Here is a 14,097-nt window from a genome sequence, read left to right as displayed (position 1 = left end):
TGATTCGTCAGCGGCTTTTTCATTTCGACCGTCGTCATTGGCGGGTCAGTCCACGCCAGCAATTCCGCGTCGACGCGCCCCGCCTTCCCACGTAGAGCTACTGGGTCCAGCTGTCTTCATGCGCCGCTTCGCCGTGGGATCCGGCGCCGCAAACATCCTCGTCCTGCAGACAATCCGCTCGCCGCAAGTCAGGGTGGCATCATGCAGCATGACGCCATCGACCGAATCGTCCAGCATCACCTCTGCCACCAGCAACTCACCAACGCAGGCTGGCGCCAGGAACTGGGCGCTGCAGCGTGTCGGCGGGCGCGGCTGCCACACGTCATCCGGTCCTGTCCGCGACAATAGCACGAGCAGGTAGGCCGACTGCTGCGCGAACTCGATCAGCAAGGACTCGCGCAAGACCTGCGCACCACCCGGCACGTGCGCAGCCACGAAAGCGTCGCCAGCTTCGATCCGGCGGCAGGTGCGGATATAGTCCGGCGGCCGGCATTCGACGACCCGCTCGACCAGGATCCATCCCGGCGCGATCGGCAACAAGAGCTCGATTTCAGCCCGCCCCAGCGGGGCAATCGACGGCGTGGCGGTGTCTCGCACAATGGATTCCTGTCAGCCAGTTCCTGATAACTGAAAGACCCGCAAAATACCGACGAGTTCAAGATCGACGCGTTCCGCATGACGTGGATTAAGCCGGCCACCGTGAAGCCCGAACCAGTGCGTTTCTTGTCTCCAAGCCATTCTTGCGTTACCATGCCCCCGCCCTTGGGGAGTAGCCTACTTCCGCAACGGAAGTTCCCGTATCAACATACTTGACGTCTCCACGTCATGGTGCGGAAGCCTTCTGGTTGGCAAGACCATTGGCATGTTCGCGCGACGATCGGGCCGTGCGACATGCCTTGTGTCGTGCCCGATCGGAAAGCTGTCATGACTCTCGCTGCAATCATCATCCTCGCCCTCGCCATGTCCACCGACGCCTTCGCCGTCGCGATCGCCATGGGTTCACGCCGTGCCCACGTCCTGTTCAAGGATGCGCTCAAGGTCGGCCTGCTGTTCGGGATCATCGAGGGTGTGACGCCGCTGGTCGGCTGGGCCATGGGCAGCATCGCCGCGTCCTACGTCGAAAGCTGGGACCACTGGATCGCCTTCGTCCTGCTCGGCGGCCTGGGAATTCGCATGATCGTCGAAGGCTGCGGCGAGCCGGATGACGACGCGGACGATCCTGCTCGTCCCTTCTGGCTGCTGGCGCTGACCGGGTTTGCCACCAGCATCGATGCGATGGTGGTCGGGGTCAGTTTGGCGTTTGCGGATACCGGCATCCTGTGGCCGGCGCTGGCGATTGGGCTGGCGACGCTGACGATGGTGACGCTGGGATTGCTGATCGGCCGCCGCATCGGGGCCGTGGTGGGCAAGCGGGCGGAGATCTTTGGTGGGCTGGTGTTGATTGCGGTGGGTAGCGTTACGTTGTATGAGCATCTACAGTGATGCTGGTCATTCGAGCGGCTGGATTCCGATCGAATGACTTGGGTCCCCGCCTGCGCGGGGACGACGTGCTCAGGCTAACGAAGGAAGATCCCGGGCGACACAAAGATTTCAGGACGTCGGCCCCGGATCGCTGCCCGCCTGCTGCAACACCATCAGCTGCTTCTGGATCGCTTCATTGAAGGCCGGGATGTCGTCCGGCTTGCGGCTCGTAATCAGCTTGCCGTCGACGACGACTTCTTCATCGGTCCACTCGGCGCCTGCATTGCGCAAGTCGTGCTGCAAGGTCGGCCAACTGGTCAAGTGCTTCGATTCGGCCACGCCGGCGTCGATCAGCGGCCAGGAGCCGTGGCAGATCGCGGCGATCGGCTTGTCCTCGTCGCCAAAGGCCTTGATGAAGGCGATGGACTCAGGGCTCAGGCGCAGGTTGTCCGGATTGGCCACGCCGCCCGGCAACAGCAGCAGATCATAGTCGCCCGGCTTGGCATCCTGCACGCTCAGTTCGACCTTGAATTTCTGGTCCGGCGTCAGGTGATTGAAACCCTGGATCTCCTCGCCGGCCTTCTTGGGCGAGACCAGGATCACCTTCACGCCCAGTCCCTCGAGGAAGCGGCGTGGTTCGGTGTATTCGACCTGTTCGACGCCGTCGGTCATCAGGACCGCGACGCGCCGGCCCTGCAGCGACTGGGTGGCGGCCGGTTCGACGTGATCCGCCGGCTGCATGTTCTCTACTTGTTGCATAAAGCCTCCTTAATCAGTGCGGTTCATTCGCATCGATTGTAGGTCGGCTGCCGCGTCCGCGGCGCGCGCATGCCTGTCAGCATGTCGCGCCCGCTCCTCCCGGATTCAGTCCAGCAGATAGCACACGTCATCGCGATCGCGTCCGCCCGTCTGGGTGCACAGGAAACCATCCAGCCCCAGCCGCACCGAGCCATCCAGGAAGGCGCCATCGACGTCCTCGCGCCGCAGCACCACCTGCAGCTCGCGATACGGCACGTCGATCGCGAACCGGTCCAGCAAGGCGGCCAGCGCCCTTGCCCCTTCGGCGCCAGGCAGGAAGCGCTCAAAGGCATCCGCATCCACCGGCCCCAGCCGGATTCGGATGCCCAGCTCGGGCCGCAACAGCCGTGCTCCCGCGGTGGCGCCCTCCCCCAGCACGCAATTGCCGCACGCCAGCCGCGTGCGCTGCCCCGGCGCGAGCACGTCCCAGCATCCGGTAAATTGTTCCACCCGCACCGGTACCCGGAAATAGGCGCGCAACACGCCCGCGATCGACTCCGCACTCACCACCCGGCTGCGCAGCGGCGCCGCGAACCAGGCCAGGCTGGCTGCCTCCACGCCGGACATGTCTTGCGCGCGCGCCGGCACGCCGGCCAGCGCCAGCAGCAGCGGCAGGAAGCGGTCCGCGTCCGGCTCCATCGCATGGCGTACCCGGTACTTGCACCAGGCCCGGTAGAACAGCGCCACCTGGCGGCTCGACAACAGGTCGAGGAAGGCGCGTGGTCCCTCGTCGCGCACCGCGAGCTCCCAGGCGGCGAAGCGTTCGGTGTAATGCAGCGGCAAGGTTCCCATCACGCCCAACAAACCCATCAGCGTGGGCGTGACGCTCACCGCCGGCACGCCCTCGGTGGTGGGTACGATGGCCTCGATCTCGCTGGCCGGAAAGGCCAGTCCCAGGCTGTTGCGAAAGCGGATCAGGCTGCCCAGCGCATGCTCGGGCGCGATGCCCTGGTGCGCCAGCCAGCACACCAGCAGCCGCACCGCCTGGAAGAATTCGTAGCGTTGCGGCTGCCGCAGCAGGTCGACGATGGCGCCGGTACGTCTGGCGGCGGTCACACCAGCGCCAGGCTGCCGTTGCGGGGCTCGCATCGTAGCAACTCCTTGTCGCTCTGCCCCGACACCAGCACCAGGCGGGTAAAGCTGTTCAGGTGCACATACAAGCCCAGGAAACGGCTCACGACCTGGGCGAACACGAACAGGCTGCTGCCGGCGAAGGCTTCCTCGTCCACCGTCATGCGCACCTCGATGCCGTGCACCAGGCTTGCGCCGTAGCGGTTGCGCAGCCAGGCCGTGGCCGGGATCGAGGCCATCGCGCTGACACCGGCGATCTGGCGCTGCGAGGCGCCCGAGCGCGGCAGGTCGTACAGCGCCAGGGTCTCGCGAAAGGCGTCGAGGTCGGCCAGCGAACGGTGGTTCAGCGCCAGTTGCGTTACCAGGCGCCAGTGGGTGCCGTTGCGGTTGCCGAAGCGCAGCGGCGCGGAGGGCTTGCGCAGCAGGCGGATCGGCAGGCCGCTAGTGGCGGTCTCGCTGGCCAGGTCGCCGCCCGGCGCCTTGATGCCGACGCCGCAGGCGGCCGCGCCGTTGCTGCAGGTGAGGTCGATCGAGGCCACGCTGGCGTCCTCGCCCAGCAGCGAAAAGTCGTCGCCGGTGAAGGCGATCTTCATGCGGTGGCGGCTGTCGCCGCGGTCATCGCGGCGCGCGAACCAGTAGCGCTGGCCATGCTCGTCCCCTTCGCCATGGCGCAGGCCATAATAGGGACGATACTCGACGCTGGCGGTCTTGCCGTCCTCGGTGCTGAGCACGTGCACCGCGTCGATGCTGTAGACCTCGACGCCCTCCTCGTGCCGGCTTGGCGCCACGTCGTACATCGCCGAGCGGTGCGTGATGCGCACCGGCGCCGCCGCCTGGCGGAACAGGTTCACCACCGGCACGCAGCCGGTGAGCAGGTTGGCGGCCGACAGCGTGCGCAGGATGCGCGCCGGGCTGGCGTCGGCGTGCATGCCGGTGAGGAGGAAATGCAGGGTGAAGCGGCGCGCGCCGGCCGGCAGCAAGGGCGCCAGCCGGGCCAGGTCGAGGTCCAGGAAGTGGAATTTGTCGGGAAAGGCGAAGTACTCGGTCAGCAGCCGGTAGGCCGGATGCGCATGGTCCTGTTCCGGCACCAGCGCCTCGTCGGGCTCCAGGCCGCCCAGGTGCAGGGCAGCGCCGTCGAGGCGGCGCCAGCCCTCCATGCCTTCGGCCTCGACCCAGGTCTCGACCACGTTCATGCCCAGGGCGTCGATCAGCGCCGCCGCCAGCAGGCCGTCGCCGTCCACGTGCAGGCGCAGGCGCGGCAGGCCGCGGCCGTACAACATGCGCGCCGGCAGCGCGCTGTCGAAGGCGATGCCGATGCGGCTCGCCGCGCGCGGCGGAAGCCGGATGCGCGGCGGGACGTGGGCCACGGGCTCGAACCAGGCGCGCGCCACCCTCACCGGCGCCAGCGCCAGCTCGGCCGTGGTGCGAAACACGCAGGGCGCGCCGCGCGCCTTCAGCGAACTCATCTCGGTGCCGCGCGGCACCGCCTGCACGTGCTCGACCTTGCCGGCCCGGGCCAGCTGGTCGCCGCCGTCCACCTGCGCGATCGAACAGCTCGGCAGACCGTGCAGGAAGTGCGGATACAGGCTGCCCAGCAAGGCTTCGGTCAGTTCCGGATAGTCGTCGTCGAGCTTTTTCGCGGTGCGCGCATTGAGTAGCGCGCAAGCCTGGATCAGGCGCCGGATATGGGGGTCTTCGCTCCCCTCGGGCCCCAGCCCCAGCTCGGCCGCCAGCCGCGGATACTGGTGGGCGAGCTCGCGACCGACGGTGTTCAGGTAGACCAGTTCGCGCTCGAAATACGGCAACAGTTCTTCCATGACGACCTCCTCGGGCTGTCGCTCTACGGTGGTGCAGATCGCCGCAGCTTGTCTTGCGGCGGCGCAATTTCCTGACTTGACACTCACTTGACGATAAGTCAGTAAAATCACGGGTCCACCATTCCCGCGCCTCATCATGAACACCACCGCCACCGCCACGCCCGTCCGCACCGAGATCGCCACCCTGTGGCGCCTGTCGTGGCCGGTGCTGGTCGGACAGTTGGCGACGGTCGGCATGGGCGTGGTCGACGTCGCCCTCACCGGCCACGTCAGTGCCGACGAGCTGGCGGCGGTGTCGCTGGGCACGGCGGTGTGGTCGATCGTGCTGGTGACCGTCATGGGCACCATGATGGCGATTAACACCGTGGTCGCCCACGAGATCGGCGCCGCCCGCCACGACCGGGTGCCGCACTCGGTGCGCCAGGCCATGTGGAAGGGCTTGCTGGTCGGCCTGGTCGGCTGCCTGTTCGCCAACCTGTGCACCCTGCTGTTCGACCATATCGGCATGGAGGCCCACGTGGCCGACCGCGCCTCGCTGTTCCTGCACGTGATCAGCGTCGGCATGCCGGCCTTCGGCGTGTACCGCGCGCTGTACGGCTACACCACCAGCATCAACCAGACCAAGCCGATCATGTGGATCGCCATCCTCGGCCTGGTGTTCAATACCGTGGTCGCCTGGGTGCTGGTGTACGGCAAATTCGGCTTCCCGCAACTGGGCGCGGTCGGCTGTGCGATCTCCACCGCCAGCGCGCTGTGGCTGATGCTGGGCGCCATGCTGTGGTGGGTCACGCGCGCGCCCGCTTACCGCCTGACCTACCCCTTCGACCGCTACGAGGGGCCGGATGCGCGCGAGATCGGCGCTCAGCTGCGCCTCGGCCTGCCAATCGGCGTCACTTATTTTGCCGAGGTCAGCGCCTTCGGACTGATCAGCCTGCTGGTGGCGCGCTATGGCGTGGTGCAGGTGTCCTCGCACCAGATCGCGCTCAATTTCGCTTCTCTGGTGTTCATGGTGCCGCTCAGCTTTGCGATCGGCATGCTCACCCGCGTCGGCCAGGCAATGGGCGAAGGCGATCCGGTGCGCGCGCGCTTCGTCGGCTGGGTCGGCGTGGGCGTCTCGGTCAGTTTCGGCGTGGTGGCGGCGCTCGGCATCGCCCTGTTCCGCTGGGAGATCGCGGCCATGTACACCTCGGACCCGGCGGTGCAGCAGGTCACCGCCAACCTGCTGCTGTTCGCCGCGCTGTTCCAGCTGTCGGATTCGACCCAGGTCGCCACCGCCTCGGCCATCCGCGGCTACCAGGTGACGCGCCCGCCGATGGTGATCCAGTTACTGTCATTCTGGGGCCTGTCGCTGCCGCTCGGCTGCATCCTCGGCCTGGCGCCGGCCTGGTTCCCGTGGTCGCCTGCCGCGCCGATGGAAGCCACCGGCTTCTGGATCGGCCTGGTGGTGGCGCTGACGGTGGCGGCAGTCCTGCTGACCTGGCAGTTCGAGAAGCTGGCGCGCCAGCGTATCCGCGACGGCGCGATGGCGCAGCCCCGCTGACTCTGGTATCGTCTCGCGATTGCTGTAAATTAATAATCCTCAAGAGACATCAATGCGCCCTCTTCTCCTTCTCCTGGCCGCCCTCGCGGCCTCTCCCGCCATGGCCGAACGCCTCACACTGGACCGCATCTACGGTGAAGCCTCGCTGGCCGGCGCCAGCGTGCGCAATCTGCGCGTGTCGCCGGACGGCGAACGCGTGACCTTCCTGCGCCCGCGCGCCGACGACCAGTACCGTCTCGACCTGTGGGAATACAACACCAGGAGCAAGGCCACGCAGCGCCTGGTCGATTCCAAGCAACTGGTGCCGAACGAAGAATTGTCGCTCGAGGAAAAAGCACGCCGCGAACGTGCGCGTACCGCCGGCCTGTCGGGCATCCTCAACTATTACTGGTCGCCGGACGGCAAGCGCCTGCTGGTGCCGATCGGCGGCGACTTGTACCTCGTCGATGCCGCCAAGCCGGAAGCCGCACGCAAGGTCGCCTCGGGCAACGTGATCGATCCGAAGATCTCGCCGCGCGGCCGCTACGTGTCCTTCGTGCGCAACCAGAATCTGGTGGTGATCGATCTCAGCACCGGCGCCGAGCGCCAGCTGACGACCGATGGCAAGGGCACCGTGCACAATGGCGAAGCGGAATTCATCGCCCAGGAAGAAATGGACCAGCACACCGGCTACTACTGGGCGCCGGACGATTCGCACATCGCCTACCGCCGCTACGACGACGCGCCGGTGCCGGTGGTGCGCCGCTTCGAGATCTTCGCCGACCGCACCGAGGTGATCGACCAGCACTACCCGGCCGCAGGCGATCCGAACGTGGCGATCGAGCTGATGATCGTCGATCCGGCCACCGGCGCGCAGCGCAAGATCGACCTCGGCCAGGACAAGGACATCTACCTGGTGCGCGCCGACTTCAGCGCCGACGCCAAGACCCTCGTCTACCAGCGCCAGACGCGCGACCAGAAACGCCTCGACCTGGTGGCGGTCGACGTCGCCTCGCTGGCCCAGCGTCCGCTGTTCTCCGAAACCTCCAAGACCTGGGTCGAAGTCCATAACGACCTGCGCTTCCTCAAGAACCGCCAGGCCTTCGTCTGGGCGTCCGAGCGCAGCGGCCGCAAGCACCTGTATTTGTACGACCTGAACGGCAAGCTGCTGCACCCGATCTCGCGCGGCGGCTGGGGCGTGGACAATATCCTGGCCGTCGATGAAGGCGCCGGCAAGATCTATGTGTCGTCGAACCGCGACGCCGTGATCGACAAGCAGACCTATGCGCTGTCGCTGGATGGCCGCGGCGCCGACAAGCCGGCCCGCATCACCCAGGGCGACGGCTGGCACGAGGCTTCGTTCGCCGGCAACGGTAAATTGTTCGTCGATACCTATTCGAACCCGAACACCCCGCCGCAAGTGTCGATCCGCCGCGCCGACGGCAGCATGGTCGAGTGGATCGAGAAGAACGAACTCAATGCCAACCATCCATATACGCGCCACCTCGATGCGCACCTGCCGACCGAGTACGGCACCCTGAAGGCGGCCGATGGCCAGACCCTGCACTATTCGATCATCAAGCCGGCCGGTTTCGATGCGAATAAACGCTACCCGGTGTTCCTGTTCACCTATGGCGGCCCGCATTCGCAGCGCGTGACCCGCGCCTGGGGCAATTATTTTGACCAATACATGGCGCAGCAGGGCTTCGTGGTCTTCCGCCTCGACAACCGCGGCTCGGGCCGGCGCGAGCGCCAGTTCACCGACGTGCTGCACAACAACCTGGGCAAGCACGAAGTCGAAGACCAGGTGGCCGGCATCGACTGGCTGGCCAAGCAGAGCTTCGTCGATCCGAAACGGGTGGGCGTGTTCGGCTGGAGCTATGGCGGCTTCATGACCCTGCGCCTGCTGTCGGCTGCATCGGACAAGATCGCGATGGGCGTGTCGGTGGCGCCGGTGACGGACTGGGCGCTGTACGACACCCACTATACCGAGCGCTACGTCGGCGGCACGCCGAAGGGCGATCCGGAAGCCTATAAGCGCAGTGGCGTGTTCGCCCACCTGGACGGCATGAAATCGCACCTGCTGCTGATCCATGGTATGGCCGACGACAATGTGCTGTTCTCGAACACCACCCTGTTGATCGACGAACTCGTGAAGCGCAATGTGCAGTTCGACCTGATGACTTATCCGGGCGCCAAGCACGGCATGTCGGGCCGTACCAACCAGCGCCATGTGTATGGCCTGATCGAGTCCTACTTCAAGAAGCAGCTGGGCGGCACGCAGCCGAACTGATCAAGCTAGAAACTGCACGTCAAATGCACGTCGTCCCCGCGAAGGCGGGGACCCAAGTACTGCTTGCGCTATCGAGGCGCTTGCAAGCTTGGGTCCCCGCCTTCGCGGGGACGACGTTTTTCAGCTGCTGAAAGCTTACGGACGTGGCTTTGGACGGTTCACTTCGTCCACGGCATCCTTCACGACTTCTTTCGCGTCGCCATAGGCTTCCTGGGTCTTGCCCTCAGCCTGGTTCGCCAGGCCCTTGGCCTGCTGTTCGGTGCTGCCCACCACTTTGCCGGCGCCTTCTTGAATCTTGCCGCCGATGTCTTTCAGTTTGCCTTCGACTTGGTCTTTGTTCATGGTGTTCTCCTTGAATAATGCATGCCTGGATGGCCATGCGATGGATACAGAATAGCCCTTTCGCGCTTGCTCATCTGTTAGCGCACGCACACAGCGATGCGACCCCATCCGCGCGACATTTTTATGGCTTAAATGCTAATCTTTTCTTGCAACGCGGCCCGCCGCTCAAGAAGAGAATCCTCCATGAATAACAACAATACCGACACCGTGCCGGCAACCCAGGAAGCCCCCCAGGCCCAGCGCCGCCTGGCGCGCCGCGTGACCCTCGTCAATGGCATCGCCGTGCTGTTCATCCTCGGCCTGGCCGCCGTCGTGCTGGCGGCCGATGCGCTATTGCTGGTGTTCGCCTGCATCCTGTTCGCCATCCTGCTCTACAAATTGAGCGAGATCATGCATCGGCGCTTTCACATGCGACGCAAGCTCGCGCTCGGCATCGTCGTGCTGCTACTCGGCGCCATCGTCGGCCTGGGCGGCTGGGCCATGGCGCCGCAGATTTCCGAGCAGTCGACCCAGCTGGCGAAGGAAATCCCGGCCGCGATCGAGCGCCTGCAGGGCGAAGTCGCACAGCATCCCCTGCTCAAGCGCGTTGTGGACGAACTGCCGCCACCGGAAGACATCGTCAAACAGATGAGTTCGATGGTGCCGAATGCCGGCCTGTTCTTCACGGGCGTGCTGGGCGCGCTAGGCAACGTCGTCATCATCATTTTCGTCGGCATTTATTTTGCCGCCACGCCTGGCGTCTACACCGGCGGCTTCATCCGCCTGATCCCGCAACACAAGCGCGGCCGCGCGCGCGAAGTCATCGACGAGATGGGCGATTCGCTGGCCAGCTGGCTGCTCGGCAAGGCGCTGTCGATGCTGATCGTCGGCACTACCACCGCGATCGGCCTTTCCCTGCTGGGCGTGCCGCTGGCGCTGATCCTGGGCATCATCGCCGGCCTGATGGACTTCATCCCCTACCTCGGCCCGATCATGGCAGGCATCCCGGCGGTGCTGCTGGCGCTGTCGATCAGTCCGGAAATGGCGATGTATGCGCTGCTGCTGTTCGCGGCGATCAATATGCTCGAAGGTTATGTGCTGCAGCCGATGATCGAAGCCAAGGCGATCGATCTGCCGCCCGCGCTGGTGATCGTGATGCAGCTGATCTTCGGCACCCTGTTCGGCTTCGCCGGCGTGGCGCTGGCGACGCCGCTGGCGGCCGTGCTGTCGGTGCTGGTCAAGATGCTTTATATAGAAGATGTGCTGGGGGACAGACCGGCGAAGGGAGCGGTGCCCGATTGAGCCGGCGCCGGGCGATCAGGCACATCTTTCGGAGTTTCAGGTCTACGTGTGCGTTCTGACCGGCGTCATGATGGAAGCCTGCTTCCACGACGCGAAAGGAACGAAGATGAGACGCCACGCCATCATTGTCGTGCTGGTCCTTGCCAGCGTACATGCGGCGCATGCACAAACTCAGTCAGTCGCTGGCCAGTGTCCTACCAGCGGCCCGGGCAGCGCCGAGCGGCGCGCCCGCGACGTCGTCATGGTGGGATGGGAAAGAAAGCCAGGCGACGGCCCGCTGGTGTTCCGCGAGAAGTTCGCCGGCGACTACGAATGGTCCGACGCCCGCGACCGCCTCTACTATGACGATTTCTCGCCCAATCCGCGCCCGGTGCGCGATCCCGATGCCTATGGCGCCATCTGGGCGCCGATCTTCAGCGGGCTGCGCAGCGCGCGCCACGCGATCAGCATCGAACCGACGGCGGTGTATGGCGGCAACCTGGCCGTCTCGACGCTCGAATTCGTCGCCCTGATCGAACCGGCCGACGGCGCGACGCGTCCGATCCGCACGCTGATGACCTTGACCTGGCGCTGCCATGCCGATGGCTGGCGCATCATCCGCGAACACAACTCCACCAAGATAGTCGCGGCGGACAGTATCCAGTCCTATTTCAAGACAGCGGCCAAATAGCAGAACGGCCCGGTCGCGTTCACGACCGGGCCGTTCCGGAAGACAGGCTGGATCAACGATTGCCTTTGGCGATTTCCTTCACGTCGCCGACCTTCTTCTGAGCCTTGCCCTCGGCCTGGTTCGACAGGCCTTCGCTCTGCTGCTGGCGGCTGCCGACAGCTTCGCCGACCTTCTGCTGCACCTTGCCGCCGATTTCCTTCGCCTTGCCTTTGACTTGATCCTTGTTCATTGCAATCTCCTTGCCTGTTACGTGGATGAGCCTTGAGAATAAGGGTAACTTCCAGGCGGTTCTGTTCGACGCTTAACAAACAGGCTTACGCCAAACGCTGGCCAGCCACGGTTGCTGTTCGCGTGGCAAACCAGGCGGACGGTAGTAGTGATGCAGGGCGGTAAAGCCAGCTGCAAGCAGGTAGCGCTCCCAAGTGGCGTAGTCGTAATAACTGCCATAGCGCGCGCCGTTCCAGCCTTCCTGGTTATCCCCGCGCGGATTCGAACTGAACAGCACCCCTCCCGGCTTCAGTGCGGCGTGCAGATGTGTCAACACCTGCGGCAAGGCGGCGCTGGGCACATGGAACAGCACGGCATTGGCAAAGATGCCGTCAAAGGTCGCTTGAGGCAGATCAAGGTGCAGGAAATCCTGGTGCCACACCTCGCAGCCGCTGTAATCGCGCGCCATGGCCACGAAGCGTTCGCTGCCGTCGACGCCGATGGCGCGATGGCCGAGCGCGCTGAAGGTCTTGAGGTCGCGCCCCGGTCCGCAGCCCAGGTCGAGGATGGTGTAGGGCGCCGGGACCGCGATCGCGTCCAGCAGTGCGGCGATGTTCTGGCTGACGTCGTGGTCGATCGTGCCGGCGAAAAAGGAATCGGCATTGTGCTCGTAATGCGCGAGCGTGCGGCGGGCGATGTCGTCGTGCGCGTCTTGCGGCTTGTCGTGATTGTTCTCATGATCCATGACGACAGTATGCCAGCTGGCGGCCCCAGAAAAAAAATTCAAAAAAAATTCAAAAAAACCCTAAAGTTCCCAAAATCGCTGCCGTAAAAGAACCAGACAACCGGCAATCCGGCCGGAGTTTCATTGTTTTGGTGGCAACATGAACGCAAACGAAGTCCTCGCGATGTACGAAAACCTGGCTGGCCTGACCCGTCAGATGTCGGATGCCGCCAAAGCCGGAGACTGGAACGAGTTTGCCAACCTGAACGTGGAAGCCAAGGTCGAAGCGCGCAGCGCCACCGCCGGCATGCCGGCCCTGGAAGGCGCCCAGCGCCTGCGCAAGATCGACCTGCTCAAGCAGCTGATGGCCAACGACCGCGCGATCCGCGACGTGACCGAGCCATACGATGGCCAGCTGGAGCGCGCGCTGCAAGCGCACTGATTCCTGGCGAATCCTGAACCAAGGCACCTGCGGGTGCCTTTTTTTGTTGCCGGAATAAGTAACAGTGGCGCGTGGGGCGGTCGAAGCGCCAAAGAAAAAGCGCCCATCGGGCGCCTTGGCTGCCATCGAGCCAGAAGCTCGACCGCGAATCGGGTGGAGGACGAACCCCAGCTATCTGCTGGCGTCGCCTCTTGCCGGTTGCTCCCGGCGTCCATTGCCACTGCAGGCAAGTGGACTGCTTCCGATCACAGGCGTTTCATCAACGGTCGTCTGTTGTCGCGCCACGCTATCGGTGGTGGCTGCGCAGACCCTGTGCCGTCTGTGACCTCGTCGATCACAAATCCAGTATAACGCAAAATCAAACTTGTGTAGACATTTCCTGTTCAGCGTCGTCCAGCTTCGGCTCGACCGGTTCCTGGCTCGCTTTCTTGCGCCCGAAACGCTGGCGCAGGCGGGCCATCAAGGGCACTCCGGGCATGGGCTGGATCCCCCCTCCCCGCTTGCGACGACGCACCATCAGGATCGCAGCGCCGGCCAGCGCCAGCACGGCGCCGACGCCGCCGGCGATCCAGCCCCAGGGCGTCGACGCCTCCGGTTCGGGCGCCGGACGCCGCCGTGCCGGATGGGGCTTGTTCGGGTCGGCCGGCCGCGGCTTGCTGACGGCGGCCGGACTGGCGCCTAGCGCGACCTGCAATACTTTTACCTTGTCTTCCAACTGGCCGATCTGTTCGCGCAACTGCGCATTCTTGTAGTCCAGCGCGGCGCACACGGTTGAACGGTCGACATCGGGCGCGGGCGCGCAGGCGGCCGGGGCGGCCAGTGGCAGGGGCAGCGCCTTGGGGGCCGGCTTCGGCTCGGCTGCAGGTGCCGGCTTGGCTTCCTGTTTCGGTTCCGGTTTGGATTCGGGTTTGGGCTCCTGCGTCGGCTTCGGTGCGATCTTCGCAACGACCGGCTTGGGCGGTGGCGGCGGACGCGGGCGTGGCGGCGGCTTGGCCACGACGGGCGCGGGCGCAGGTGTGTCGGCCACGACCGGCGCCGCGATCCTGACTGGCGCCGGCGGTGGCGGCGGGTTCGGATTCGGCGCCATCGACAAGGTCACCAGGCGAACGCCGCGCTGGCCGCCATCGGCCAATTCCAGGAACAAATGCAGGCGGCTTGATTCAACCGGCGCCAGCGAGGTCACGTGCAGGAACTGACGGCCGTTACGCTGCGTCACAGTCATATTGAGTGTCGACAGCACGTGCGGCATGCCGATATTGGCGCCACGGTAGACGTTCGGGTCGGCCAGGCGCACCTGGACCGGGGTCGCCGGGGCGTCGAGCATGGTCAGTTCGATGTCGGCCGCGAGCTGCTGGCCGATATAGGAACGCACCTGCGCATCGCCCAGTTCGGCCGCGCCGGCGGCGCCGGACAGCAGCGCGCATGTGATGATCAGGGGGAGGCGGCTAGCCATAAGGAATACCGAGAGTGAA

Annotated in this window: 14 protein-coding genes and 1 riboswitch; of the genes, 6 read left to right on the top strand and 8 right to left on the bottom strand. The window is 65.2% G+C overall.

Annotated features, from left to right (window positions below; all coding sequences use genetic code 11):
• Positions 1-45: 45 nt before the first annotated feature.
• Entirely contained in the window at positions 46-597 is a 552-nt protein-coding gene (locus SOM28_RS22865) for a hypothetical protein (protein WP_123070611.1), read from the bottom strand.
• Between the two features lie 155 nt (positions 598-752).
• Positions 753-921, top strand: a riboswitch (yybP-ykoY riboswitch).
• Positions 922-924: 3 nt separating this feature from the next.
• Between SOM28_RS22865 and SOM28_RS22860 the strand changes: the two genes are divergently transcribed.
• The gene (locus SOM28_RS22860) at positions 925-1,482 is read left to right on the top strand and encodes a manganese efflux pump MntP (protein ID WP_123070610.1); all 558 of its coding nucleotides are present in this window, start codon (positions 925-927) and stop codon (positions 1,480-1,482) included.
• 108 nt (positions 1,483-1,590) lie between these two features.
• On the opposite strand, the gene SOM28_RS22855 is transcribed toward SOM28_RS22860, so the two are convergent.
• The 3 genes from SOM28_RS22855 to tssF form a co-directional block, all read right to left on the bottom strand.
• Positions 1,591-2,220, bottom strand: a complete 630-nt coding sequence (locus SOM28_RS22855) for a type 1 glutamine amidotransferase domain-containing protein (protein WP_320469556.1) — start codon at positions 2,218-2,220, stop codon at positions 1,591-1,593.
• A gap of 105 nt (positions 2,221-2,325) precedes the next feature.
• Positions 2,326-3,315: a type VI secretion system baseplate subunit TssG gene (tssG, locus tag SOM28_RS22850; RefSeq protein WP_320469555.1), complete on the bottom strand. Its 990-nt coding sequence runs from the start codon at positions 3,313-3,315 to the stop codon at positions 2,326-2,328.
• Entirely contained in the window at positions 3,312-5,147 is a 1,836-nt protein-coding gene (tssF, locus tag SOM28_RS22845; RefSeq protein WP_123070607.1) for a type VI secretion system baseplate subunit TssF, read from the bottom strand. The genes tssG and tssF overlap by 4 nt, the downstream gene beginning before the upstream one ends.
• A 136-nt stretch (positions 5,148-5,283) precedes the next feature.
• Here tssF and SOM28_RS22840 point away from each other — a divergent pair, with 136 nt between their 5' ends.
• On the top strand, positions 5,284-6,687 hold the full coding sequence (locus tag SOM28_RS22840) for an MATE family efflux transporter (RefSeq protein WP_320469554.1): 1,404 nt from the start codon (positions 5,284-5,286) through the stop codon (positions 6,685-6,687).
• Positions 6,688-6,739: 52 nt separating this feature from the next.
• Complete coding sequence (locus SOM28_RS22835) at positions 6,740-8,959, top strand: S9 family peptidase (protein ID WP_123070605.1); 2,220 nt, start codon at positions 6,740-6,742, stop codon at positions 8,957-8,959.
• Between the two features lie 135 nt (positions 8,960-9,094).
• On the opposite strand, the gene SOM28_RS22830 is transcribed toward SOM28_RS22835, so the two are convergent.
• On the bottom strand, positions 9,095-9,301 hold the full coding sequence (locus SOM28_RS22830) for a CsbD family protein (RefSeq protein ID WP_123070604.1): 207 nt from the start codon (positions 9,299-9,301) through the stop codon (positions 9,095-9,097).
• Between the two features lie 183 nt (positions 9,302-9,484).
• Between SOM28_RS22830 and SOM28_RS22825 the strand changes: the two genes are divergently transcribed.
• The gene (locus tag SOM28_RS22825; protein ID WP_320469553.1) at positions 9,485-10,582 is read left to right on the top strand and encodes an AI-2E family transporter; all 1,098 of its coding nucleotides are present in this window, start codon (positions 9,485-9,487) and stop codon (positions 10,580-10,582) included.
• 106 nt (positions 10,583-10,688) lie between these two features.
• Entirely contained in the window at positions 10,689-11,252 is a 564-nt protein-coding gene (locus SOM28_RS22820; protein ID WP_221176194.1) for a YybH family protein, read from the top strand.
• Between the two features lie 52 nt (positions 11,253-11,304).
• Here the strand turns inward: SOM28_RS22820 and SOM28_RS22815 are convergent, their stop codons facing one another.
• Positions 11,305-11,481 (bottom strand): CsbD family protein, encoded by a 177-nt coding sequence (locus tag SOM28_RS22815; RefSeq protein ID WP_123070602.1) that lies wholly within the window; start codon positions 11,479-11,481, stop codon positions 11,305-11,307.
• Positions 11,482-11,553: 72 nt separating this feature from the next.
• Positions 11,554-12,204, bottom strand: a complete 651-nt coding sequence (locus SOM28_RS22810) for a class I SAM-dependent methyltransferase (protein ID WP_320469552.1) — start codon at positions 12,202-12,204, stop codon at positions 11,554-11,556.
• Between the two features lie 139 nt (positions 12,205-12,343).
• Between SOM28_RS22810 and SOM28_RS22805 the strand changes: the two genes are divergently transcribed.
• The gene (locus SOM28_RS22805) at positions 12,344-12,625 is read left to right on the top strand and encodes a flagellar protein FliT (RefSeq protein ID WP_123070600.1); all 282 of its coding nucleotides are present in this window, start codon (positions 12,344-12,346) and stop codon (positions 12,623-12,625) included.
• A gap of 358 nt (positions 12,626-12,983) precedes the next feature.
• Here SOM28_RS22805 and SOM28_RS22800 read toward each other — a convergent pair whose 3' ends face one another.
• The gene (locus SOM28_RS22800; RefSeq protein WP_320469551.1) at positions 12,984-14,078 is read right to left on the bottom strand and encodes a FimV/HubP-related protein; all 1,095 of its coding nucleotides are present in this window, start codon (positions 14,076-14,078) and stop codon (positions 12,984-12,986) included.
• Positions 14,079-14,097 lie beyond the last annotated feature (19 nt).

It is taken from the genome of Massilia sp. CFBP9026, from assembly GCF_034045165.1.
Lineage (GTDB): Bacteria > Pseudomonadota > Gammaproteobacteria > Burkholderiales > Burkholderiaceae_D > Telluria > Telluria arenae.
The sequence above is the reverse complement of the archived record's forward strand: the minus strand, read 5'-3'. Positions and strand labels throughout refer to the sequence as shown.